The organism is Aeromonas sp. 1HA1 (assembly GCF_029237385.1).
GTDB classification, from domain to species: Bacteria; Pseudomonadota; Gammaproteobacteria; order Enterobacterales; family Aeromonadaceae; genus Aeromonas; species Aeromonas popoffii.
Genome location: NZ_JAACGC010000019.1, coordinates 1 through 22,363 on the forward strand (window position 1 = coordinate 1; position 22,363 = coordinate 22,363).

Annotated in this window: 17 protein-coding genes and 2 pseudogenes; 6 read left to right on the plus strand and 13 right to left on the minus strand. The window is 61.7% G+C overall.

The window, feature by feature from the left end:
- Positions 1 to 125: 125 nt before the first annotated feature.
- Positions 126 to 1,880: pseudogene (locus GWQ22_RS08330) on the plus strand (sulfatase-like hydrolase/transferase); the annotation flags it as partial.
- 69 nt (positions 1,881 to 1,949) lie between these two features.
- Here the strand turns inward: GWQ22_RS08330 and GWQ22_RS08335 are convergent.
- Positions 1,950 to 2,963, minus strand: a complete 1,014-nt coding sequence (locus GWQ22_RS08335) for a S66 peptidase family protein (protein WP_275930011.1) — start codon at positions 2,961 to 2,963, stop codon at positions 1,950 to 1,952.
- 346 nt (positions 2,964 to 3,309) lie between these two features.
- Positions 3,310 to 3,627 (minus strand): heavy metal-binding domain-containing protein, encoded by a 318-nt coding sequence (locus GWQ22_RS08340; protein ID WP_042036789.1) that lies wholly within the window; start codon positions 3,625 to 3,627, stop codon positions 3,310 to 3,312.
- A 436-nt stretch (positions 3,628 to 4,063) separates the two neighbouring features.
- On the opposite strand from GWQ22_RS08340, the gene GWQ22_RS08345 reads away from it, so the two are divergent.
- The 3 genes from GWQ22_RS08345 to GWQ22_RS08355 are packed head-to-tail and all read left to right on the plus strand — an operon-like array spanning position 4,064 to position 7,120.
- Positions 4,064 to 5,173: a hypothetical protein gene (locus tag GWQ22_RS08345; RefSeq protein ID WP_275930012.1), complete on the plus strand. Its 1,110-nt coding sequence runs from the start codon at positions 4,064 to 4,066 to the stop codon at positions 5,171 to 5,173.
- A gap of 24 nt (positions 5,174 to 5,197) precedes the next feature.
- The gene (locus GWQ22_RS08350; protein WP_275930013.1) at positions 5,198 to 6,274 is read left to right on the plus strand and encodes an HBL/NHE enterotoxin family protein; all 1,077 of its coding nucleotides are present in this window, start codon (positions 5,198 to 5,200) and stop codon (positions 6,272 to 6,274) included.
- 45 nt (positions 6,275 to 6,319) lie between these two features.
- A complete protein-coding gene (locus GWQ22_RS08355; RefSeq protein WP_275930014.1) occupies positions 6,320 to 7,120 on the plus strand; it encodes a hypothetical protein in 801 nt (266 codons plus the stop codon).
- A gap of 81 nt (positions 7,121 to 7,201) precedes the next feature.
- On the opposite strand, the gene GWQ22_RS08360 is transcribed toward GWQ22_RS08355, so the two are convergent.
- Together GWQ22_RS08360 and ycfP are read right to left on the minus strand one after the other, a co-directional pair.
- Positions 7,202 to 8,494: an NAD(P)/FAD-dependent oxidoreductase gene (locus tag GWQ22_RS08360; protein ID WP_042036783.1), complete on the minus strand. Its 1,293-nt coding sequence runs from the start codon at positions 8,492 to 8,494 to the stop codon at positions 7,202 to 7,204.
- 78 nt (positions 8,495 to 8,572) lie between these two features.
- A complete protein-coding gene (gene ycfP / locus GWQ22_RS08365) occupies positions 8,573 to 9,112 on the minus strand; it encodes an alpha/beta hydrolase YcfP (protein ID WP_275930015.1) in 540 nt (179 codons plus the stop codon).
- Between the two features lie 484 nt (positions 9,113 to 9,596).
- Between ycfP and GWQ22_RS08370 the strand changes: the two genes are divergently transcribed.
- Positions 9,597 to 10,994 carry a nucleobase:cation symporter-2 family protein gene (locus tag GWQ22_RS08370; RefSeq protein WP_212513835.1) on the plus strand — a complete coding sequence of 466 codons (1,398 nt, stop codon included), beginning with the start codon at positions 9,597 to 9,599 and terminating at the stop codon, positions 10,992 to 10,994.
- 56 nt (positions 10,995 to 11,050) lie between these two features.
- On the opposite strand, the gene GWQ22_RS08375 is transcribed toward GWQ22_RS08370, so the two are convergent.
- Positions 11,051 to 12,859, minus strand: a complete 1,809-nt coding sequence (locus GWQ22_RS08375) for a M3 family oligoendopeptidase (RefSeq protein ID WP_275930016.1) — start codon at positions 12,857 to 12,859, stop codon at positions 11,051 to 11,053.
- Between the two features lie 155 nt (positions 12,860 to 13,014).
- Complete coding sequence (locus GWQ22_RS08380; protein WP_275930017.1) at positions 13,015 to 14,793, minus strand: M3 family oligoendopeptidase; 1,779 nt, start codon at positions 14,791 to 14,793, stop codon at positions 13,015 to 13,017.
- Between the two features lie 311 nt (positions 14,794 to 15,104).
- On the opposite strand from GWQ22_RS08380, the pseudogene GWQ22_RS08385 reads away from it, so the two are divergent.
- Positions 15,105 to 15,707 (plus strand): annotated as a pseudogene (locus GWQ22_RS08385) (DUF924 family protein).
- A gap of 285 nt (positions 15,708 to 15,992) precedes the next feature.
- On the opposite strand, the gene secF reads toward GWQ22_RS08385, so the two are convergent.
- From secF to GWQ22_RS08420, 7 genes are all read right to left on the minus strand, one after another.
- Positions 15,993 to 16,907 carry a protein translocase subunit SecF gene (gene secF / locus GWQ22_RS08390; protein ID WP_181364867.1) on the minus strand — a complete coding sequence of 305 codons (915 nt, stop codon included), beginning with the start codon at positions 16,905 to 16,907 and terminating at the stop codon, positions 15,993 to 15,995.
- 115 nt (positions 16,908 to 17,022) lie between these two features.
- Entirely contained in the window at positions 17,023 to 18,825 is a 1,803-nt protein-coding gene (gene secD / locus GWQ22_RS08395; RefSeq protein ID WP_275930018.1) for a protein translocase subunit SecD, read from the minus strand.
- Positions 18,826 to 18,981: 156 nt separating this feature from the next.
- Entirely contained in the window at positions 18,982 to 19,455 is a 474-nt protein-coding gene (locus GWQ22_RS08400) for a hypothetical protein (RefSeq protein WP_275930019.1), read from the minus strand.
- A 107-nt stretch (positions 19,456 to 19,562) separates the two neighbouring features.
- Positions 19,563 to 20,420 carry a DUF6279 family lipoprotein gene (locus tag GWQ22_RS08405; RefSeq protein WP_275930020.1) on the minus strand — a complete coding sequence of 286 codons (858 nt, stop codon included), beginning with the start codon at positions 20,418 to 20,420 and terminating at the stop codon, positions 19,563 to 19,565.
- 116 nt (positions 20,421 to 20,536) lie between these two features.
- Positions 20,537 to 21,370, minus strand: coding sequence for a phosphotransferase (locus tag GWQ22_RS08410; RefSeq protein ID WP_275930021.1), 834 nt, complete (start codon positions 21,368 to 21,370; stop codon positions 20,537 to 20,539).
- Entirely contained in the window at positions 21,360 to 21,956 is a 597-nt protein-coding gene (gene lpoB, locus GWQ22_RS08415) for a penicillin-binding protein activator LpoB (RefSeq protein WP_275930022.1), read from the minus strand. Before lpoB ends, GWQ22_RS08410 begins: the two co-directional genes overlap by 11 nt.
- Complete coding sequence (locus tag GWQ22_RS08420; protein WP_042036812.1) at positions 21,956 to 22,348, minus strand: YcfL family protein; 393 nt, start codon at positions 22,346 to 22,348, stop codon at positions 21,956 to 21,958. The genes lpoB and GWQ22_RS08420 overlap by 1 nt, the downstream gene beginning before the upstream one ends.
- Positions 22,349 to 22,363 lie beyond the last annotated feature (15 nt).

The following is a 22,363-nucleotide window of genomic DNA, read 5'->3' on the forward strand; positions in this document are numbered from 1 at the left end:
CGAACAGGGATTGCAGGCTGGAGCTCACTCTGGGAAGGCTGGCAAACACTGCAAAGTAAACTGGACGGCTTTATTGCCGCCAAAGAGATGATGGCTTCGGGGATCAAGATCTGATCAAGAGACAGGAGCAGGGCTTCAACCTCAGCTACCTCTTCACCAGCTTGGTGCTGGTGCTGGCCCTGAGCACCGCCGTGCTCAGAACCGTGCTGCCCCGCCTCAGACGCAGCTTGCGCTGGCGGATCATCGGCAGCCTGCTGCTCGGCAACCTCACCTTCGTGCTACTGCACGGCTTCGTGGTGTTCAAACTGGGGGAGTTTCTGCTCTGGTCAGGCTTTCGGCCCGAGCACTACTACCTCGCCTGGGGCAGCATGGTGCTGGGCTGGAGCCTGTGTGCACTAGCGGGTTTCAATCTCTACATGGGGCTGGTCTTTACCGCACTTTCCGGAATCGGTTTGCTCGCCAACTTCATGAAAATTGCCATCTACGGGGTGCCGCTGGGCGGGGACGATCTCGGTAACCTGCTGGCGCTGCTGCGTATCCTGTTGGGGCAACATCCCGTGTTGCCAGTGCTGGGCGCCAGCCTGCTGCTGTTTCTCTGCTGGCGTTTCGCCCTGTCACGCTGGATCCTGCGCACCGCTGCCGCCACCGCCGCCTTCTTTGCTCTGTGTGTATTCGCTACCCAGACCGGCAACAAGCTGCTGGGAGCCAACATTCGCTACGTGGACAGGGCGGTCAACTATCACAGGGACATCATACGGGCCGGCCCTGGCCTCTACCTGTTCAATCTGGTGGACGAGATGCTGCAAAACGGCAGCGTGTTTCGCTACCCCTTGCAGATCAACGAGTTCACTCCCCAGCTCAGCCATGCGAGCGAGGTGCCCCCCCCCCGCTTCGATCTGGTGATAGTGCTGCAGTACGAGTCGCTCTGGCTCGGTTGGCAGGGCAAGATCTGCGCCCCACCCCCTACCCTGAGCCTGCCCGCCAGCGTGCAGCAGTGGCACAAGACCATCCACTCTCCCACCACGGGCGGCATGACGGTGCTGGCCGAATTCGAGATGAACACGGGCCTGCCGGTGGGCCTGCTCAGACAAGGGGTCGTGCCTTACTACTACCTCTCCGAGCAGGTGCCCGGCCTTGCGCAAAGTGCCAAGCAAAGTGGCTACAAGACCCTGTTTGCCCACCCCTATGTGGAGAAGTTCTGGGGCCGCGCCAAGGCGATCCCGGCCCTTGGTTACGAGGAGCGCTGGTTCGATAGCCACTTCACCACGCTCGAACATAAAGGGCTCTATATCTCGGATGATGCCCTGATTGATCACCTGCTCAAGCGCAGCGAACAGGATAACCAGCCATTGTTTGCCTATGCGGTCACCATGCAGGGCCATGGCCCCTTCGACGGGGATCGCTATCAGGCCCAACAACTCGACAAGGCCTGCCCTGATCAGAGCGCGGCAGAGCGCCAGCTGCTCAACACCTACTACACGGGCGTGGTGGATGCCATGGCCTCGCTGGATCGGCTACTCAAGACTCTGGACCAGTCCGGCAAGCGGTATCTGGTGGTAGCCTTTGGCGATCACCAGCCGTTCCTGATGTCGGCAGGCAAGGGGATTCATGGTGACAAACCGCCTCGCGATGCCACTTACCAGATCCCCATGATGGCCTTTACCCGCAATAATGGTGGTATCTCACTCGCGCAGCAGTTTGCCTCTGTGCGCCAGCTCTACCAGATGGGCCAGGCCACCCGCCAGCTGCTGGCGGGAGACTTGACCCCGATCCCGGAGCTGGCCCTGCTCCATCCTGTGCTGGGTGAAGAGAAGGGATTCGACGTCTCGCCCCTGGTGCCACAGATCCGGGCCAGCTTCCGGCCGGATGCCCTACCCTGATCCCGAACCTGAGAACGTCAAAGAGGCCGCTGTTACGGCCTCTTTGCATACTGCGGTTGACGGGATGACTCACTCGCCAAGCCAAGGTTCGCACAAGGTGAGGGTCTGGGCATCGAGATCCAATTCAGCCTCGATGCCAAGAGGCAGGGTCAGCATGGGGTGGGTGTGGGCGCAGTCAAACTCCGCAAGGATAAGAAAGGCCGGCTCCCCCACCACCTCCAGCAGGATATCGAGCGGCCGCTTGCCACTGCCCTGATGGTTGAACAGCTCGTGCTTGCCGAGAACCAGGGCGCCGATGCGGTCAAACACCCCGCACAGCTTGAGATGGGCAAAGGAGCGCTCCACCGTATCCGCTGTCAAGAGGCTGTCTTCCAGTAGCAGAATATCCCCGCGCGCGATGGCTGGCATATAGGGGGAGTCCCAGATCCCCGCCATGGTATTGAGGTTGCCACCCACCAACCGTCCCCGCACCCGACCAGCCCCCACCGAGATCTGCCGGTTAGGCTGACACTGCTTGGCCCGCGTCTGGTTTTCCCAATCGAGCCGCTCGTCGGTCCAATAGGCTGGGGTCGGCAAGGTATGAGGCACGGCGCCCCCACCAGCCAGGCAGATCTGGCTAAACCCGGCCAGGGTCTCATCCACCAACGGAGACAATTCACCGAACGAGGCCACCAGCGCCGGGCCATAAAAGGTAACGAGGCCGGTTTTGGCATAAATGCCGAGCAGCAGGGCCGTCACGTCCGAGTAGCCGATGATGATCTTGGGATCCCGCTTGAGCGCATCAAAATCGAGATAGGGCAACAGGGAGTTGGAATTACTGCCGCCAATCACCGACATGATGCAGCGCACCTCGGGGTCGCGAATAAGGGCATTGAGCTCTTCGGCCCGCGCAGCGATGGAGCCGGATCGCCAGTGATCCTGCTGGCCGGTCAGGCTGCCCGCCTTGAGCCTGAAGCCCTGCGCTTCCAGAAAAGCCCTTGCGCGAGCAAAGCGATGTGGCGCCCAGGCCGTGGCCGCGCTGGAGGGGGAGAAAAAACCTATGGTATCGCCAGGTTTAAGCCTTGGCGGCTTGAGTAACGTCATCGCAAGAAATCCTGTTCCGAATATGGCCATCCAGGGCATGGCGCCCACAAAAGAGGACTCATAATAGCCACCCCATGACCCTGCCGTCACCAGGAAAAGATGACAGCGTCAACGTACTGGTCAGCTCCAACCGGTGGATGATCACGGGCTCAAGCCCAAGCATGGGGGTGCGGAACGCGCCACTCGCTCGTCAGTTTAGAGCCGTACTGCGTATAGAGGCTGACCCCCAAGAGCAGGTCGCGGATCGGTCGCCATCCACCCACTCCGGGGCGCAGAAACTGAAAAACCGGCAGCAGGTTGCCGGTTTTTCAGTGTTCTCAAGGGATCAGACCAACCTCAGTAGGGATCAGACCAACACGGCGGTACCGCTGATGCTGACCATCAGCATGCTGCCGTTTTGCCCCACCACCTCGTAGTCGATATCGATGCCGACCACCGCATTGGCCCCCAGTGCGCGGGCACGTTCTTTCAGCTCATCGAAGGCAATCTCGCGGGCACGGGCCAGCTCTTTTTCGTAAGCACCGGAGCGGCCGCCTATGATGTCGCGGATCCCGGCAAACAGATCCTTGAAGATGTTGGCGCCGAGGATGGCTTCGCCAACGACGATGCCGCGATATTCACGAATGGTCTTGCCTTCCAGAGTGGGGGTGGTTGAGAGGACCATCTTGGTTTCCTTATCGATTGTACTGGGGAGATAGCCTAAAACAGCGATAGTTTCCAGGCAAGCAAACAGACTCGATGCGTGTCTGTTGGATCATGGTGGCTGGTGTTGGGAGGGGCAGGATCTGCAGAGCGTCGACTGGTTGGATCCTGTAGGCATCAACCAACGGACGACAACGCCGATCAACCGGCAAGACAAGCACCAAAAGGCGCTCATTAGCCGATTTGGCTCAAACTTCAAGTGATACAAGTGTCAGTTGTGACCCATTTCGCCTTTCCATAGGGTGAGTCTGTCCCGGCCCTACGCCGGAGACTGACCCACTTCGTCACGAGGACAGCATCATGATGCAGCTCGACACCCGACCACCTCACCCCAGCCCCTCAACACGGGTACGTTTCCACGCAAGCCACCTCGCCGAAGCCGGTATGGAGGCCACACCATGACCACGATCACCACACTGGATCTGGGGGATCAAGGCCTGCTGGCAGCCTACCTGTCCGCGGCCTCACCGGCCCTACTCAACCAGAGCTATGCCAATCTGCTGCTGATGCAGCAGTCCCTGGCCAGGAGTGAGCTCGACTCATCTTTGGCCGTCAAGATTGAGGCCTACCAGGCGCAGATGCTCAACCAGGCGCGCTACTACCAACAAGATAACCTGCCTGGCTTTATCCATCTGATGAGCCATGGCTCGAATTTCTACGCCCTTGTTGCGGCGTTCAACCGGCTGCTCGGCCAGGATGACGATGCGGCTATGCTGGCCGGGCGAGCCCGGTTGGCAGAACAGCTGACCTCGCTGGCCGATCAGGCCCAGAGTTACCGGCTCATGGCCCAGACGCTCAATACCCGATTCCAGATCGCCTGGGGTTCGCTGCGTCCCCTGATGGACAACTTCCTTGGGGTGATCACTCGGCTCGAGCAGGATCTGATCGCCGACGCCCAGCGCCAGGCCAAGGCCATCGACGCACTGAACCAGGCCATAGCGGCAAACATTCAGGCCATTGTCGACGAAGGTGGCAAGGCCGGTGACGGCGTAGGCCAACTGGGCCGCGCTATCGTGACCTCGTTGGCGCTGGAGGAAACCCCCGCCGGCAAGCCTGCCGCGAGTCAAAGCTCGGCCAAGGGGTCAGACCAGCAGACCCAATACATGATCTCCGGTATCCAGGCCCTGTCATCCGGCATAGCCGGTGCCAGCCTGGCAGCCAAGGAGCTCAAGGCCAATACCCAGAAACTGGCACTGGCCTACCAGGCGCTGGCCGAGACCAACGCCATACTGACAGTCGCAAAGTCGGTGCAGGCCCAAAACCAGCTGTTTGTCAGCACCTACGAGACGGTAGCCCTGGCGATCACTGGCCTGCCCCTGGGCTGGCAAAAGGTGGCCGACGCCTATCAGAGCGCCGTACCCCTGGTGGCCGACCTCAACAACAGCGGTGATGTACGTCTGCTCAGGCGCACCCTGGCGCTGAATACCCAATCCTGGCAACAGCTCTCCGATCAGGTGAGTGACATCAAGGCCGCCTACGCCGGCAACGGCGTCCTGCCCGACGCTTAATCCCACCATAAAAGGACGATATACATGATGAATGCAACCATCTCCATGGACCAGAGCATGGCCGGTCAGGCCGGGCAAGCGCTGCAGATCCAGACCTATTGCAACAGCGTCAAGCAACAAGTGTCAGTGGACTTCAGCCAGTTCCCGAATCTCAAGGAGAATCAGACCCAGATCAACCAGGGACTGGACGTCGCCAAAGGGCATGCGGACCTGTACCTCAACCAGATCCAGCCACAGATCATCACCAACATCAGTAACATCTCCAACTACTACGCCCTGCAAAATGCCATCCCGACCGTGCTCCCCCCCGGTTCCACCAAGGCCCAGTGGCTCAGGCAGTTGAACGTTATCAAGGAACAAGCCACCGAGTACCATAAGGTCTCTTCCGATACTCGTCTCATTATCCTGGATCTCAACAACCAGCTGATCATCGACTCTCGCAACTTCCAGGGCATAGTGGTGAACCTCAACAGCAAGGTACAGGGTGACAACGGGGTGCTGGCTCAGCTCAACGGTGACATCGACAAGGTCAACGCAGCCATCGACGGCGCCATCGCCGGCATCGTGGTTGGGGGGTTGTTAGTGATTGGCGGAGCCTTCGTCACCGCCATAGGCGCAGTGGCCGACTTCGTCACCGCTGGCACCTCGACGCCTGTGGTCATCGGTGGCGTCGCCATGATGGTTGCAGGTGCCGCCGGTATTACGGCAGGCTCCATCGTGCTGCACAAATCGTTGGGCGCCCGCCAGGATCTGTACCAGAAGCGCAGCAGCCTCAACAGCGAGGTACTGATCGCCACCCAGATCGGCAATGGTTATCAAGGGCTCCAGGTGCAGGCCCAAAACGCTGTCTCTGCCGCGACCCAGATGAGCAATGCCTGGGACTCCCTGACCTCGGATCTCGGCAGCCTGATCACCGATCTGGACAAGGGCATCACCAGCGGCGACGACATCCGCCAGCTCTGGTTGACCGCCGCCGACACCACAGTGAAGACAGTGCTCACCGACGTGAACACCATCAAAGCACAGATGGCCGGTGTCAGCCCCATACAAGTACCCAGGACCGCCACCATAGCCGATTTCGTTGGCCGCCTGGCCGCCTGATGCCCAGAGGGCGGACCACCGCCCTCTCCCTATCGAGAAGACACCATGAGCAACGGAATCTTATCCCAGGCGATTGCCAACATGCAGCAGGCAGAAGCCACCATACAGTCCTTTAGCGGGCTCCCCCAGGGCGCCATCAACATTCAGCACAATGTGACCGAAGTCATTGCCAATCTGCTACCCGAGGTGCTGACGATGCAGCAACAGGTGCTGGTCTTCGGTCAACGCCTTGAGGGACAGCTGGAGCAGCAGCTGGCCAACCCCAACGGCCTCACGCCCCAGTCCCTGCAGGACTTCATTAATCTGGTGCAGGATGAGATAACGCCGATCCAGTCTTTGATGGCCCACACCTTGGGGGCAAGCCAAGCCGCCAATAGCCGTATCCTGCAGGACAACCTGGACCTGCAGCGGATTGGCGTCGAGCTGCAGGCCACCATCGCCGGGCTGCAGTCAAGCCTGGCGGGAGCCCGCCAAGAGCTGGATGAGCTGAACAAGAAGAAACTTTACCTGCTGGGCCTTGGGCTACTGGGGCTACCCGGCCTGATCGCCATGGCGGTGACCTTGTCGCAAGCCCAGAGCAAGGTGAACAGTCTGGAAGGACAAGTCAGCCAGATAGCGGGGCAGATCCAGCGCCAGCAAGGCTTCCTCGGACAAGCCAACGCCTTCTCTCAGAACTTCAGCACACTGATAGATCGCCTGACCAAGGTCGGCAACACCATTACCATCCTCGGTGGCGACATAGCCAACGTGGCCCACGATGCTGGCCAGAGGGATCCTGAAGTAGCACGACTCTTCTTCACTGCTGCACTAATGGAGGTGAAAACGCTGATCAATGATGCCTCCTGACGTACGAATCACATAAAACGAAAAGGAGAGGCCTGGCCTCTCCTTTTTTGTGCTTTGCACACCGGCTGTTCCGACTGCGGCTTAGTGCAGTTTCAGCGTCGGGCGCAACACCCGGTTGATGCGGCCCACCAGCATGATGAGGCCAGTCTTGACGTAGCCGTGCAGGGCAACCTGGTGCATCCGATAGAGCGAGATGTACACCATGCGGGCTATGTGGCCTTCCACCATCATGGAGCCACGCATCAGGTTGCCCATCAGGCTGCCCACGGTGGAGAAGCGACTCAAAGAGACCAGCGAACCGTGATCATGATAGAGGTAGGGCTTCATCTCGCCACCCGCCAGCTTGGCCAGGATGTTCTTGCACGCACGGGTCGCCATCTGGTGTGCGGACTGGGCGCGTGGCGGCACGAACTTGCTATTTGGCTGCGGGCAGGCGGCACAGTCACCGATGACGAAGATGTTCTCGTCACGGCTGGTCTGCAGGGTCTCTTTCACCACCAGCTGGTTGATGCGGTTGGTCTCGAGCCCGGCGATATCCTTCATGAAATCCGGTGCCTTGATGCCGGCAGCCCATACCATCAGATCCGCTTCGATGAGTTCGCCGTCCTTGGTGTGCAACCCTTCGGCGGTGGCTTCGGTGATCATGGTGGCGGTACGCACGTCCACCCCCAGCTTCACCAACTCCTGATGGGCGGCACCGCTGATGCGCTCCGGCAGCGCCGGCAGTATGCGGGGGCCCGCTTCCACCAGAGTCACCTTCAGGTTGTCGGTGGTGAGGTGCTTGAAACCGTAGGCATAGAGCTGCTCCACCGCGTTGTAGAGCTCGGCGGAAAGTTCGACGCCGGTGGCACCGCCGCCGACGATGGCGATCTTCACCTTGTCACCGGGCTGGTATTCGGTGGCGAACTGCAGGAAGCGGTTCATCATGCTGTTGTGGAAGCGGTGTGCCTGGGAGGGACTGTCCAGGAAGATGCAGTGATCCTTGATGCCCTTGGTGTTGAAGTCGTTGGACACGGAACCGATCGCCATCACCAGGATGTCATACGGCACTTCCTGCTCATGCACCACTATGTCGCCGTTCTCGTCGACTATCTTCGCCAGCACGATGCGCTTTTCATCGCGCTTGATGTCGGTGAGGGTGCCCAACTGGAAATCGAAACCGTGGTTTTTGGCATGGGACTGGTAGCTCAGGGCATCGATACCCGCGTCCATGGAGCCGGTGGCCACTTCGTGCAGCAGGGGTTTCCACAGATGGGTACGGTTACGGTCAACCAGGGTGATCCTGGCCTTGTTCTTCTTGCCCAGCTTGCGACCCAGACTGGTGGCCAGCTCCAAACCGCCAGCCCCGCCGCCGACGACAACAATATTGGTCATGGTTAATTACCTCGGTTCCATTAAAGCGAAGGGAGCCATCGGCTCCCTTGATAGTTGAATCCATGACGTGACGAGCAATCAGGCTTCCTTGAAAGCCTTCATCTGTTGCAGGTGATGAGAGATGTTCTTGAACTTGTGAGTCTCTCGCTCATCCCACTGGATGTTGTAATAATTCTTCAATTCACGCTCAGTTTCGCCATTATCGCGGATTTCATCCTGAACGGAAAGGATGCAGAGGCAATTTCCTGAATTTTTACTACGAAATTCAGACACACATTTGGTGCCTATATCCTCGTACTCTTCCGGTCTGTCTATCTTGCCCTGCATGGTGATCTCGGGGTGCAGATTGGGATTGAAAATCACCTGCTTGATGCCGCACAAGAAGCCGATCCGCTCGCTCCAGTAGCCTCCCAGCCCCACCCCGCAGATGAGGGGCTTGGGGTCTGTGCTCATGTCGAGCTGCTTCTTCACTTCCTTGAGCAGATGGCTCATGTCATGACGGGGGTGAACCGTGCTGTAGTGCACAAAACGCACATCATCATCGATAAACTGCAACTGCAGCACTTTTTCATGATTACCGGGGCTGGTGGCATCAAAACCATGCAGATAGATGATCATGGACAAGACCTCATAAACTGTGTCGGTTCTATCGAAACTACCCCAGCGGCAGGGCTCTGCGCCACCAAAACATCCCACTTTCTTGCTTTGGATCACGCCTGCGGTTGCGGATGAAACCAGAACCAGGATGCCTTTACCCCGCACGCGTATCAAAGTGAGAGCCCGCAAGGCAGAAGTGATACGCCGGCTACCAATGTGAGAACCCGCCCCGCAGGCCGGCCAACGATGACCCACCCACAACCTTCCCACCCTGTGATCCCGCCCACAAAACCGCCAGCCAACGTGCCACCGCTAAGCCAATGCGCACGTTTTGTGCAGTACCAACGTCCATGGGTGCGCACCCGGGGTGGCCATCCACGCCGATCCTGCCTGCCCGCGCACAAGGTCTGCGCTCGCATCCCCGTCCAGCCCATAATCCCTGAGCGGGGGGGCCAGCCCCATCTTGCCCGGCCGTACCGCTCGGGCCGCAAGGAGTGATGTCTTCATGAACCAGACCAATCCCCCCGGGACGACCACCTGCCGCCCCGTCGATGAAGTGGAACGCATGCTCCCCCCTGGCCAGCTCTTTACCCTGGGTTTGCAACATGTGCTGGTGATGTACGCCGGTGCCGTGGCGGTGCCGCTGGTGATCGGCGGCAGCCTGGGGCTGCCCAAGGCACAGATCTCCTACCTCATCAGCTCTGATCTGTTCTGCTGCGGTATCGTCACCCTGCTGCAGTGTCTGGGGATAGGCCGGTTTGCCGGGATCAGGCTGCCCGTCATCATGTCGGTCACCTTCGCCGCCGTCATGCCCATGCTGGCCATCGGTGCCAACCCGGATCTGGGGCTGACCGGCATCTTCGGTGCCACCATCGCCGCCGGGATCATCTCCACCCTGCTGGTTCCCCTGGTCGGCCGCCTGATGCCACTCTTTCCGACCGTGGTGACAGGTGTGGTCATCACCTCCATCGGGATCAGCATCATGCAGGTGGGGATCGACTGGATGGCGGGGGGCAAGGGCAATCCCGAGTACGGCAGCCTGCGCTACATAGGCACCAGCTTCCTGGTGCTCGCCTTCATCTTGCTGGTGACTCGCTTCACCAAAGGCTTTTTCAGCAACATCTCTGTGCTGCTCGGCATACTGTTCGGCTTTGTCATCGCCATCGGCATGGGCGAGGTGAACCTGACCGGCCTCAATGAGGCAGCCTGGTTTGCCCCCATAGTGCCGTTCGCATTTGGCTGGCCCACCTTCGATCCCATCTCCATCGCGACCCTCACCGTCATCATGCTCATCACCTTCATCGAATCCATGGGGATGTTTCTGGCCCTCGGCGACATAGTCGGCCACCCGGCCACCCGGGGCGACATAGTGCGAGGGCTGCGGGTAGACGGCATAGGCACCGTCATCGGCGGCATCTTCAATAGTTTTCCCCACACCTCGTTTTCCCAGAATATCGGGCTGGTCAGCGTGACCGGGGTGTCGAGTCGCTGGGTCTGCGTCATGTCGGGGGGGATACTGCTCGCCTTTGGCCTGATCCCCAAGATGTCACTGATGGTCGCCTCCATTCCCCCCTTTGTGCTCGGCGGCGCCGGCATCGTCATGTTCGGCATGGTGCTGGCCACCGGCATTCGCATCCTGGCGCGGGCCGATTACAACTGCAATCGTCACAACCTCTATATCGTCGCCATCAGCTTAGGCGTCGGCATGATCCCCACCGTCTCCGGCCACTTCTTTCAGCACTTTCCCGCCGTGCTGCAACCGCTGCTGCACAGCGGTATCCTGCTGGCAACCCTGAGTTCGGTGCTGCTGAATCTCTTCTTCAACGGCTACCAGCCGGATCTCAGCCACCAGCCCAGACCCCTGCTGGTGGGCCCGGTACGGCCAGTCGACCCCCAACCATAAAAAAAGCCGCCGGGCAGATAGACTGCCCGGCGGCACGTTCACCTGCCTGAGTCCCCTTAACCGCAGGTCTGCTCGAAGCGATCCACCACCGCCGCCACCAGCGCCATGCTGCCCTGCCAGAACGCGGCTTCACGGATATCCTGACCCAGATGTTTTGCCACCAGATCTTCGGCGCTCATACGGCCGGTATCACGCAACAGGGCGCGATAGGCCTCGGCCACATTCGTTTCCCCCGCCGCCTTGCGGCTCATCAACTGCTGATAGACCCCGAGGCTGAACAGATAACCGAACAGATAGGGGTAGTTGTAAAAGCCGAACCCCGCGATGGAGAAGTGCGCCTTGGCCGCCCAGAACATGGGGTGATAGTGGGCCAGGCTCCCCTCATACCAGCGGCCCCACGCCTCGTCGGTCAGCGCCTTGAGTCGCTCTGCCGACACATAGCCCTGCGCCCGCTCCGCCACCAGCGCCTGCTCGAAATCGAAGCGGGCCGGAATGTTGACCAGGAAGGTGGCAGCGCCATCGGCTTCCGCCCAGGCGATGGCCCGCTGCTCTTCCGGGCTTTGGGCCTGTTCAAACAGGGCGCTGCGCACCAGGGTTTCGGCGAAGATGGAGGCGGTCTCCGCCAGCGTCATGGGGTAACGACGCTGGCTCATCGGCAGGTCGCGAATGACCCAGTTGTGCCAGGCGTGACCCAGCTCGTGAGCGAGCGTGATGACGTTGTCCATGGTGCCGGCATAGGTGACAAAGACCCGCGGCTCCACCGGATCGGCAAACTTGGTGCAGTAGGCGCCGGTGCGGCGATTTGGCGTGGGCGCCGCATCAATCCACCCCTTCTCGGCCATCATGCGGGCAAAGTCCCCCATCTCGGGATCAAAGCGGGCAAAAGCCCCCTCGATGATTGCGATCGCCTCCTCGAACGGGATGGCGCGGCTGCTGGCGGCCGGGGGCGGTGCAAACAAGTCCTCCGGCCCCGGATCTGTGATGCCAAGCTGCCGGGCCATCAGCCCCAGCGCCCGCTGGCCCAGACCCCGCGCGTGATACGTCTCGGCCATGAGCGTATCCAGGGTGGTGCGCTCGATATGGCTCTGATGGCAGGAGAGATCCAGCGCATCGAGCACACGCTGCTTGCCGCGCTGGCGCGCCAGCTCCAGCCGCCAGCCATTGAGGGCATTGAGGATGGCCGCCACCGTCTCCTGCTCCCCTTCCCAGCCGGCACTGATGGCGTCAAAGGCCTCGCGGCGCAGGGCCCGCACCGGGCTGGAGAGCAGGTTGCTCGCCTCGGCCAGCCCCATCTCGCGGCCGTCAATCACGAGGCGGATCTTGCCCACCAGATCGTTGTAGAGGTTGCCCCAGGCGTGCAGCCCATCGGTGCCGAGCCCAATCACCAGCTGCTCGGCCTCCACCGGCAGGCGCTGATCCTGCAGCCGGCGCTCATGGCGCAGCCGGTACGCCTCCTCCCCCAGCAAGGGGTCCTGCATCAGCCGCTCAAACTCGGGCTCGGGCAGTGCCAGCATCAAGTCTTCCACCGGTGCCAGGGTCTTGAACAGATCGGCGTTGAGGGCGCGGGCACGGGACGCCAGCTGCTTGGCCTGCGGATCCCGCGCATCCTGACTGCCGCGGCATGCGGCCAGAATCGCCACGTTCCAGCCAATGTTGTGAATGTCCCGAGTCCGCAGGCGCACTTCCCGTAAAAAATCGGGCAAGGCATCGGTGCTCTCCAGCATCGGGGCAAGACCGTCGATAAAACCGGCCAGCTCGGCGAGGTTGGCACGGGCCAGGCTCATGTCAGCGTCCAGCTCGGGGCAATCGAGGGCGGGATAGATATGCTGGTTGTGCCACTGTTGTGGGTAAATTCGTTGCTGCATCAAACGCTCGTCATCAATCTCTGGGGGCAGAGGCTGCCCGGGGTGAAATGCGCGTGGCCAGGCCGCTGCAGGCCCGCCACGAAAGAAACAGGGGCCGCCTGGGCGACCCCGAACGGCCAGTCTGATCAGCCAATGCGATCAGAGGAGCCAGCCCGTCACACCAGTCGTTCGAGGCGCTCGACCGCCTCCTCCACATAGCGCAGGCTCTCCTGCCAGAAGGCGGGTTCGCGAATGTCGACCCCCAGGTGTTTCTCCACCAGATCCTCGGCGCTCATGCGGCCCGTGTCGATGAGCAGCGCGCGATAGGCGTGGGCAAACTCGCCCCCGGCCCGCTCCTTCTGGGCATAAAGCCCCAGGCTGAAGAGATAGCCGAACAGGTAGGGGTAGTTGTAAAACCCGAGTTCAGCGATGGAGAAGTGGCCCTTGCTGGCCCAGAACAGCTCGTCGTACTGGCTGAGGGTGTCACCATAGCACTGCTGCTGCGCGGATTTCATCATCTGCCGCAGCTGGCTTGCCCCCACATAGCCCTGCTCCCGCGCTGCCACCAGCGCTCGCTCGAAGGTGAAGCGAGCGGGGATATCGAGCAGCAGACTGGCGGCCCGCTCCCCGTCCAGCCAGGCGATGGCCCTGCGCTGCTCCATGTTGTCGGTGGCGGCCAACAGGGCATCACGCACCAGGGCCTCGGCAAACAGGGAGGCGGTCTCGGCCAGCGTCTTGGGGTAGTCGCGCTGCTCCAGCGGCAAGTCCCGCAACAGCCAACTGTGCCAGGCGTGCCCAAGCTCGTGGGCCAGGGTGATGAGGTTGTCCATGGTGCCCTCGAAGGTGAGAAACACCCGAGGCTCGGGGGGATCGGCATATTCGGTGCTGTAGGCACCGCTGCGCCTGTGACTGCTGGGGGCCGCATCAATCCAGCCCTGCTTGGCCATCATGCGGGCAAAGGCCCCCATTTCGGGGTCAAACCCGGCGAAGGCATCGGCCACCAGGGTCAGCGCCTGCTCGAAGCTGAGCGCGGCTGAGGGCGCGGCGGGCGCAGGGGCATAGAGATCCCAGGGGGCAAAATCGGTGATCTGCTGGGCGCTGGCCATGGCGCGCAAGGCTCGCCGTCCCAGCGCTTTGTGGGCGTCAGCCTCGGCCATCAGGGTATCCAGGGTGGCGCGTTCGATATGGCTCTGATGGCAGGAGACATCCAGCGCATCGAGCCGACGCGTCTTGCCACGCTGGGCGGCGAGTTCGTTGCGCCAGCCGTTGATGGCGTTGAGGATGGCGGCCACCGTCTCCTGCTCTGCCTGCCAGGCGGCCTGGATGCCGTGCCAGGCGCTGGCACGGCGCGCCCGATCCGGGTGAGCCAGCAAGTTGTCCGCCTGGGCCAGTCCCATGGGTTCGCCCTCCACCACGGGCCTGAGTCGGCCCACCAGACTGTCGTAGAGATCGCCCCAGCCTTGCAGCCCATCCACCGAGAGCCCCTCGATCAGCTGCTCGCTCTCCAAGGAGAGCCGTTGATCCTGCAGGCGGCGATCATGACGGATGAGGTAGGCCAGCTCGAACAGCTCGGGATCCTGCAACAGGGCCCGCACCTGCCCCTCGGGAGCGCTTGCCCAGAACAGGGTCACCGGTTTGCTGAGCTGGGCCAGGGTCGCCTGCAACTGCTGACCCCGGGAGAGCAGCACCTTGGCCGCCTCGTCGCGACCATCTCGGCTGAGCCGGTTATAGGCATAGGTCTGGCTGTTCCATTCCAGCCGACGCACATCAGTCCAGCAGGATCTGATGGCTCGCAGCAAGTGGCGCAAGGCATTGATGTCGGTGGTCTTGGGCAGTTCATCCAGCAAGCGTTGCAGGCTGTTCAGGGCCTCGCGGGCACGCTGGAAATCGGCGTCGATTGCCGGGCAATCGGGGGCGGCATAGATGTGATCATCCAGCCAAACGGGTGAGTTCATAACTGTCCTTGTTTGTTTGCATCCAGGTCGGGTGGCATCGCCTCTGCGGGCGAGTGCCACTGACGATAGTACGAAGGCGGTCGGCATTTTCCCAGCCCCCATCCAAGTCAGCAAACAGGAGACACAGTGGCCGGTACGACGGCTTTATCATCGAGCAGGGCAGACGCCACACGCGAGGACCGACCAGAGGGGGGTCCTTATTTCAGGCAAAAGATGGCACAGTGTAACGAGAAGTCGCCCGTAAGGCCGCAACCACACCAGGGTCAATGGACCCTGCTTCACCCCGAGTCATCCCGGCTCAAGGAGTTCCCATGCAACCCTGGCAATCTCTACTCGATTTCTGGTTTGGCGATGACACCGACGACGCCACCCGCGCCCAACGGCAAGCCCCCCTCTGGTAGGGAAAAAGCAGCGCAACCGATGCACTGATCACCCGCCGCTTTGGGGCACTGGCCGAGGCAGCCGCCACGGGCACTCTGGCCCACTGGGCCGAGGTGCCCGTCGGCCGGCTGGCGCTGATCCTGCTGCTGGATCAACTGCCACGCAACATCCATCGCGCCACCCCAGGCGCCTTTGCCCAAGATGCCGGGGCCCGGGATCTCTGCCTCAAAGGCTTGTCGCTGGGGGCAGACAAGGCGCTCTCGCCGCTGGCCCGGGTCTTCTTCTATCTGCCGCTGGAGCACGCCGAATCGCGAGAGCAGCAAGTCCGCAGCGTGACCCTGTTCGAAGCACTGGCAGCAGAGCAGGTCAACACACAGGCGCAGGCCACCTTCGAAGGATTTGCCGACTTTGCCCGCCGCCATCAGGTGATCATCGAGCGCTTTGGCCGCTTCCCTCACCGCAACGCCATCCTGGGTCGCACCAGCACTGCGGAGGAGGCTGAATTTTTGCAGCAACCGGGCTCCGGCTTCTAGGCTACCCGCAGAGATAAAAAACGGGCCCGATGGGCCTAATGCCAGTCAGTTAAGCATTTTTATGACTAAATATTCGAGATATTGAATATCAAAAACTGTTCCATGGTTGAAGAGTCAATTTGGCTCCAACCCTTGCCCTGACTGGCATGCAATAAAAAGAGGGAGGCATCATGCCTCCCTCACTCTTTAGCCCTTATCCCCTGCGGGTTGGGACTCAAATTCTCTTAACTGACTTGCATTAGGCCCGATGGGCCCGTTTTGCATGCAGGGAGTGAACAAGGGGCATCACGCCGCCTCTGCCAGCTCCTCCTCTTTCTTCTGGTAGGCCTGGGGCGAAAGACCCAGCAGCTCCTGCACCGTGGAAGCGACCGTGATGGAAGAGAGGGTCCCCACCAGGATGCCGGCGAACAGGGTGAAGGCGAAGCCGTAGAGGGCGTCACCCCCGAACAGCAGCAGGGCGCCCACGGTAAAGAGGGTGGTGCCCGAGGTGATCATGGTGCGGCTGAACGTCGCCTTGATCGCCACGTCCGAGCAGTCGTGGATGGAGAGCTTGGTGCGTGAGCTCAAGATGTCCCGCAACCGGTCCGAAATGACGATGCTGTCGTTGAGCGAATAGCCGATCACCGCCATCAGGCCGGCGATCACGTTGAGGTCAAACTCGATGTGGAACAGTGCCAGCAGCCCCAGAGCCACCAGACCGTCGTGCAGCACCGACACCAGGATGCCGATGGCCTGACGCCACTCGAAGCGCACCGCCAGGTAGGCGGAGATGGCGAGCGACGCCACCAGCACCGCCAGCATCCCCTGCTGGAACAACTCGGCGCCCACCTGAGGGCCGACGATGGTGGTGCGCAGCAGCTCCACCGGCAAGTTGAGCTGTTGGCCCAGCATGAGTGCCAGCTCTTCGGCCGGCCAGGGCAGCTCGTGGGGCGGCAGCTTGATGAGCCACTCCCCCGGGATGCCGGCGCCGCTCAGCTCGACCGCCCCTGCCAGCGGGGCGCTCAGCAGGGCGTTCAGTTCATGGGCCTCTTTCAGGGTCTGGATGCGAAATTCCAGCAATATGCCGCCAGTGAAGTCGAGCCCGAGCGACAACCCGTTGATGGCCAGCACGGCTATGCTCGCCACTGTCAGCAGCACGGAAATCCACAACCCGATGTAACGCCAGCGGGTCAACCCCATGGCAACGATCATTCTCAACATAGTTTTATCCTCGACAACAGCTGACTCGGGCTTCCCAACCGGAAGCGCGTGGCGCAGGCGCGGAGCAGGCTCGAACGCGCGACGCGATGGCACAAAGTGAATGCAGGGGTCATGATCACACCCTCAGCAGCTTGTCGCTGCACTTGCCCCACAGGGGGTTGATGATGGCGCGGGTGCCCCAGATGCCGGTCACCATGCTGGAGATGAGACCCAGGATCAGGGTGATGGAGAAGCCCTGCAGCGGGCCCGAGCCGATGGAGTAGAGCACCACGGCGCAGATCAGGGTGGTGATGTTGGCATCGAAGATGGTGCGAAACGCCGAGCGATAGCCAAAGTCGATGGCGTTGGCAAGGCTCCCCCCCTCCCGCAGGCGGTCTTTGATCCGCTCAAAGATCAGCACATGGGTATCCACCGCCATGCCGACCGTGAGTACCAGACCGGCGATCCCGGGCAGGGTCAGCACGGCCCCCGGCAGCACGGCCAGCATGCCCACCTGCATCAGCAGGTTGGCGATGAGCGCCGTGATAGCGACCCAACCGAACTTGCGATACCAGGCCATCATGAACAGCATCATGCCCGCCATGCCGAACGCCAGCGCGGTGAAGCCCGCCTCTATGTTCTGCAAGCCGAGAGTTGGGCCGATTGAGCGCTCCTCCAGGATCTTGAGCGGCGCAGTGAGGGCGCCGGCCCGCAGCAGCATGGCCAGCTCTTGCGCCTCAGGCAAACTGCCAATGCCTGTGATGCGGAACTGGTTGCCAAGGGCGGTCTGGATGGTGGCGACGTTGATCACCTCGCTCTGGGCACGCAGCTGGCCCTGGGCGTTGGTCTTGTATTCGGTGAAGACGGTGGCCATCGGTTTGCCCACGTGCTGGCGGCTGAACTGGTTCATCTTGCTGCCACCCAGGCTGTCGAGCACGATATTGACCTGGGGTTGGCCCATCTCGCCCATATTGGCGCGCGCATCGACGATGTGCTCACCAGTCAGCACCGGCTTGCGGGCCAGACCGACCGCCTGACCGCTGCGATCCGCCATGAAAAAGCGGCTGTCGGCCTGGGCCTCGTAGAAGGCCAGCGACGCAGTGGCTCCTATCACTTCCTTGGCTTGCTTGGGATTGTGCACCCCTGGCAGCTCGATGCGGATGCCATCCTGGCCCTGACGCTGGACCGAGGCCTCGACGATGCCAAGCTCGTTGATCCGTTTTTTCAGGATCGACAGGTTCTGGGTCACGGCGTTGTTGGCCAGCAGGGCGCGCTCGGTCTCGCTCATCACCAGTCGCAGCTCATTGCCGCTGCGACTGAGGATCCACTGATCCTGTCGGGTGCCGGCGGAATCCTTGATGATGTTGAGCCAGGGTGCCTGATCGGCCACCTCGGGCAGTGTGACTCTCACCTCCCCTTCGCTCACCCGGGCCACGTTGGCGCCCCGCAGGCGCGCCTCGCGAAACTGGGTGCGCAGCATGTCCACCAGGTTTCTGGTCTGGTTGTCCACCACGAAGCTGAGATCGACCCCGATCAGCAGCTGGGAGCCGCCGCGCAAGTCCAGCCCGAGCTTGATGGGGGAAGCGCCGAGCTGGCTGATCCAGGTCGGGGCATTGGAGTAGAACTCCAGAGTCAGGGCCGCGCTGTCATAGCCCTGCTGCTCCAGCAGCTGCTTGGCCCTTTGCTGTTCGGACTGGCTGTTGAACACCAGCTCGACCCGCTCTTTCTGTTGCACCTGTTTGACCGGCACTATCCGGTTGTCGGCCAGCAGGGTGCGCTGCGCCTCGGTCAGGCTGGTCTGGCCGTGCAGGCCGAGGGAAGGCTGCTCACCAAAGAAGGTGGGCAGGGAGTAAAACGCAAAGGTAACCAGCATGAGCAGCAGCAGGGCATACTGCCACATGCTCATGCGATTCAGGGTGGTACGACTCTTTTTGCTCATGGCAAAAGCCTCTGTCAGTAGAAGGCGGCGCGCTCGCCACCCATGGCGGGGGCGGTACGCAAGAAAACACAAATGAGATCAGGGCCCGTTCACGCACGGTGAGCAGGCTTTACAGGAGACGATGAGGCAGTGCAGCAAGGCCGGACCCCATCGGGATCAGGCGAGGTAACTCTGGGAGAAGCGGTATTGCAGGTGTTGGCGTTGCAACCTGTGCCGGTGAATGGTGGCAAAGCAGTCGCGGAAGCTGTTTGTGGGGTAGAAGAGGGCCGCGTAGAGCAGCAGGCCACAGAGCAGCAGCAGGATAGCCTGCTGCGACCAGCTCATGATCAGCTCGTAGACGACGCTGCCGGGCTGGTGATCACTGCGCAGGGAGTGTTCGAGCCGCAGCAGATGATTCTGGTAGGAGCCGACAAACTTGACGACACCGTCGTCGCTGTCGCTGGCGCTGTGGATCACCCGCGCGGTATCGGGCTGATCGCCTGTGCCGACATCACTCATCAGCTGGCCATGCTGGGAAGCGGCCTGAGGCGCGGATGCCTTGAGCCCCTCCACCGAGACGGTAGAGAGCAACAGAGTGAGCGAGATGAGCAGTGTCATCAACGCCAGTTTCACTTTGTCCAACAGGCTCAAAAAGTTAATTCCCGAATAATAGAAGGGGCAAACTACCACAGGCGCCCAACAAGGACAAGGGCGGCAGGGCCATCAAACCTCGCGCGGCGCCCTGCCGAAAACAAGACTCACCCCTGCGACATCTGCCTGAAATCGCGGGCATAGCCCTTGAGCAGGGTGTAGAGATGGGCGCGCTGGGAGATGTCCAGCGACTGGCTCAGGGCGCTCAGCCAGTTGACGGTGCGCTGGCGGGACTGATCCGTGTAGCCGGTGAAACGGCCATCCATGAGTCCATCCCCCTGCTGCAACAGGGCGGTGAGCTGGGCGCCGAAGTCCGGGCTCTGGCGCTGCTGCATCAGCCTGTCCAGCTCCTTGGTCCAGGCGCTCTGGAACTCCAGCCAGGGGGCCTGCAACTCGTACTGCCACGCCACCCACTGTGCCACCAGCGGCGCCTGGGCCGGCTTCACCTCCCCAATCCAGAACACCAGCCGCTTGTTCATCCTGTCGGTGAACTCCCTGAGCCGCTCGGCCTTGGGCTGGCGGGCAAAATCCTGCTCCCGCTCGGTCTGCCGGCTGAGCCTCTCCTTCATGAACAGGGCCACCTGCTCCTCGGTCAGGGTACGGGCCAGCCGGACGGCGCGGGGAACCGTGTTCTCCAGGGTGCGAGTCAGGCTCTGCTGGGCCGCCTCCAGATGAAGAGAGACCTGGGCCGGGCTCATGGGGCTCACCACCGCCTTGGCCAGCGCGTCCAGATCATCGGCGTAACGGGGCACCTCATACTGACGGTGCCAGGCCATCAGCCCCTTGACCTCGTTGCCCAGCAGCCGCTTCTGGCTGCGATCCAGCGAGAAGTAGTCATCCAGCTGCCAGACGATGGCCACGTCCAGCCAGTAATAGACCACCCGGGTGGAACAGCCCAGCAACAGCAGGCAGAGCAACAACAGACTCCAGCTGCGGGGCTGACGCCAGGAAAAGGAGGTCACCATGCACTACTCCAACGGTTGACGAGTTAATGATTCATCTCGATCTGATCCTGTCAGGGCCAGCCACTGAAACGTGGGCGATGCGTGTCGAGCCGCCCCTGACAACCCCGCCACCGGCACTACTCCAGCCGTTGACGATTGCTGTCGATCAACGCCTGATAATCGGGCCCGGGGGCTTGCTCGGCCATCAGCAGCGCCCACAGCAGCCCTATGTAGTCGACCCAGGGCAAGAAGGCCTGACTCTGAAAGCCCTTTGCTCCCAGCGCCCCCCCTGCCCGTTCAAGATAGCGCTGTTCCAGCGCCTCTCGCTGGTCGTCGTTCCATCCGTGGGTGCGCTGTATGCTGGCGACCTCGAAACCGGGATGGCCGGCGGCGCCATACTCCCAGTCGATGACCCAGGGGCGCGACCCCAACAAATTAGCCGGATTGAGATCATGATGGCAAGGGAGCCAGCAATCGGCCGGCTCACAGCTGGCGATCAATCCCCGCTCCAGCGCAGGCAACCATTCAGGGATCCGGGCCAGGCGGCCGCGATAACCGGCGGCATGAGCCCGCACCGCCATCACCACGGCGGGCACCGGCAGCCGGTGCAGTCGCACCAGCACCTCGGCCAGCAGACGGGGCTGCTCGGCGGATGGCGGGGGCGCCTCGGCCCAGTTGGGTTCATCGCACCAATCCAGCAACATCAGACCGCTGGCGGGGTCGCTGTGATGGCAGGGCAACGCCAGCCCCTGACCGATGGCCCCCCGATAGAGCTGCCACTCGGTCGCCCTGTCGATGCCGAGCCGCGTCGGATCCGGATGACCGAGCCGCAAAAAAAGGCTGCGCCCCGAGGGGAGGCGCAGTCGATAGTTGCAGTTGGTCAGGCCGCTGGCCAGCGCTTCCAGCCGCCCCGAACACCAGGGGGCCGGCAGGCTGGCCAGTAGCGCGAGCGCCGCCAGATCACCAGCCAAAGGTGGATTTCTTCGCCTGTTTGCGGATCTCCTTCTGATCGGCCCACAGCAGCTCGCCGTTTTGCAGATCCATCAGGTTCATGGTCATCTGGTAGTAGACATTCTTCACCTTGCCGTTGTCCTTGACGATGCTGGCGAGGTTGCCATAGATCATGTAACGGGCCCCGGTCTGCTTGCCCAGACGCACCATGGCGGCGGGATCCACCATGCCGCTGCCCTGCTGGTACTCAAGCTGCTGCTTGACCGACGCCACCTTGCTCATGTCGACGAAACGGAACTTGCCAGACCGCAACAACTTGGTGCGGATGGTGTCGGTGATGGCCTCGGTATCTATGTGCTCCGAGGTCTTGTTGCGGATGGAGTCCATAAACATCACCGGACGACCGCCGGCGGTGATCTCGCTGGTGGCCGGCGAGGCGAGCATGGAGTCCGCCATCTTGTCAGCGATGGCCTGCAGATCCGATGAACCGTAGTCCACTGTCACCGTCTCGGTTTCGGTCGGGTCGCCATAGCTGACAGTGGTGCTGGAACAGCCGCCGAGCAGCAGGGCGCCAGTCAATATCAGCAGGGCATGATTCATTTTCATCAGTAGGATTCCTCAATCACTTCGCGTACATAAATCCGGTATCCCCGGGCGGCCGGGCTCGGCGCCAGGGCTGAGAGGGTGCGGCTCTGATAGCCGTGGAGCTGAATAGGGGTCCAGCCGCGACCATCGCTGGCTACCTCCTGCCCCGCCTCATCATACCAATAGAAGAGGTATTGCAGCCTGTTATCGCCACGCTGGGTACTGGCCGCAGCCACATTGACCTGCAGCAGGCCATTTTGCTCGCGCCGGCTCAGTTCGGTCAGGGTCACATTGACGTTCTGATGCTGTTCCTGCACGGGTGCCGCCCCCGCCGCGCCATAGAGCGCCACGCCGGACGTATTGGTGGCGCAGCCGGTCAGCAGCATCGCCAGGGCCAAACCGTATGCTTTCATCTTGATCTCCTTCAC

Bases quoted from the DNA above. Each gene is read 5' to 3' on its own strand.
- secF (WP_181364867.1), bottom strand. From the start codon at position 16,907: ATGTTGAGAATGATCGTTGCCATGGGGTTGACCCGCTGGCGTTACATC.
- GWQ22_RS08355 (WP_275930014.1), top strand. From the start codon at position 6,320: ATGAGCAACGGAATCTTATCCCAGGCGATTGCCAACATGCAGCAGGCA.
- GWQ22_RS08370 (WP_212513835.1), top strand. From the start codon at position 9,597: ATGAACCAGACCAATCCCCCCGGGACGACCACCTGCCGCCCCGTCGAT.
- ycfP (WP_275930015.1), bottom strand. From the start codon at position 9,112: ATGATCATCTATCTGCATGGTTTTGATGCCACCAGCCCCGGTAATCAT.
- GWQ22_RS08380 (WP_275930017.1), bottom strand. From the start codon at position 14,793: ATGAACTCACCCGTTTGGCTGGATGATCACATCTATGCCGCCCCCGAT.
- GWQ22_RS08335 (WP_275930011.1), bottom strand. From the start codon at position 2,963: ATGACGTTACTCAAGCCGCCAAGGCTTAAACCTGGCGATACCATAGGT.
- lpoB (WP_275930022.1), bottom strand. From the start codon at position 21,956: ATGAAAATGAATCATGCCCTGCTGATATTGACTGGCGCCCTGCTGCTC.
- GWQ22_RS08340 (WP_042036789.1), bottom strand. From the start codon at position 3,627: ATGGTCCTCTCAACCACCCCCACTCTGGAAGGCAAGACCATTCGTGAA.
- GWQ22_RS08360 (WP_042036783.1), bottom strand. From the start codon at position 8,494: ATGACCAATATTGTTGTCGTCGGCGGCGGGGCTGGCGGTTTGGAGCTG.
- GWQ22_RS08405 (WP_275930020.1), bottom strand. From the start codon at position 20,420: ATGGTGACCTCCTTTTCCTGGCGTCAGCCCCGCAGCTGGAGTCTGTTG.
- GWQ22_RS08345 (WP_275930012.1), top strand. From the start codon at position 4,064: ATGACCACGATCACCACACTGGATCTGGGGGATCAAGGCCTGCTGGCA.
- GWQ22_RS08420 (WP_042036812.1), bottom strand. From the start codon at position 22,348: ATGAAAGCATACGGTTTGGCCCTGGCGATGCTGCTGACCGGCTGCGCC.
- secD (WP_275930018.1), bottom strand. From the start codon at position 18,825: ATGAGCAAAAAGAGTCGTACCACCCTGAATCGCATGAGCATGTGGCAG.
- GWQ22_RS08350 (WP_275930013.1), top strand. From the start codon at position 5,198: ATGATGAATGCAACCATCTCCATGGACCAGAGCATGGCCGGTCAGGCC.
- GWQ22_RS08375 (WP_275930016.1), bottom strand. From the start codon at position 12,859: ATGCAGCAACGAATTTACCCACAACAGTGGCACAACCAGCATATCTAT.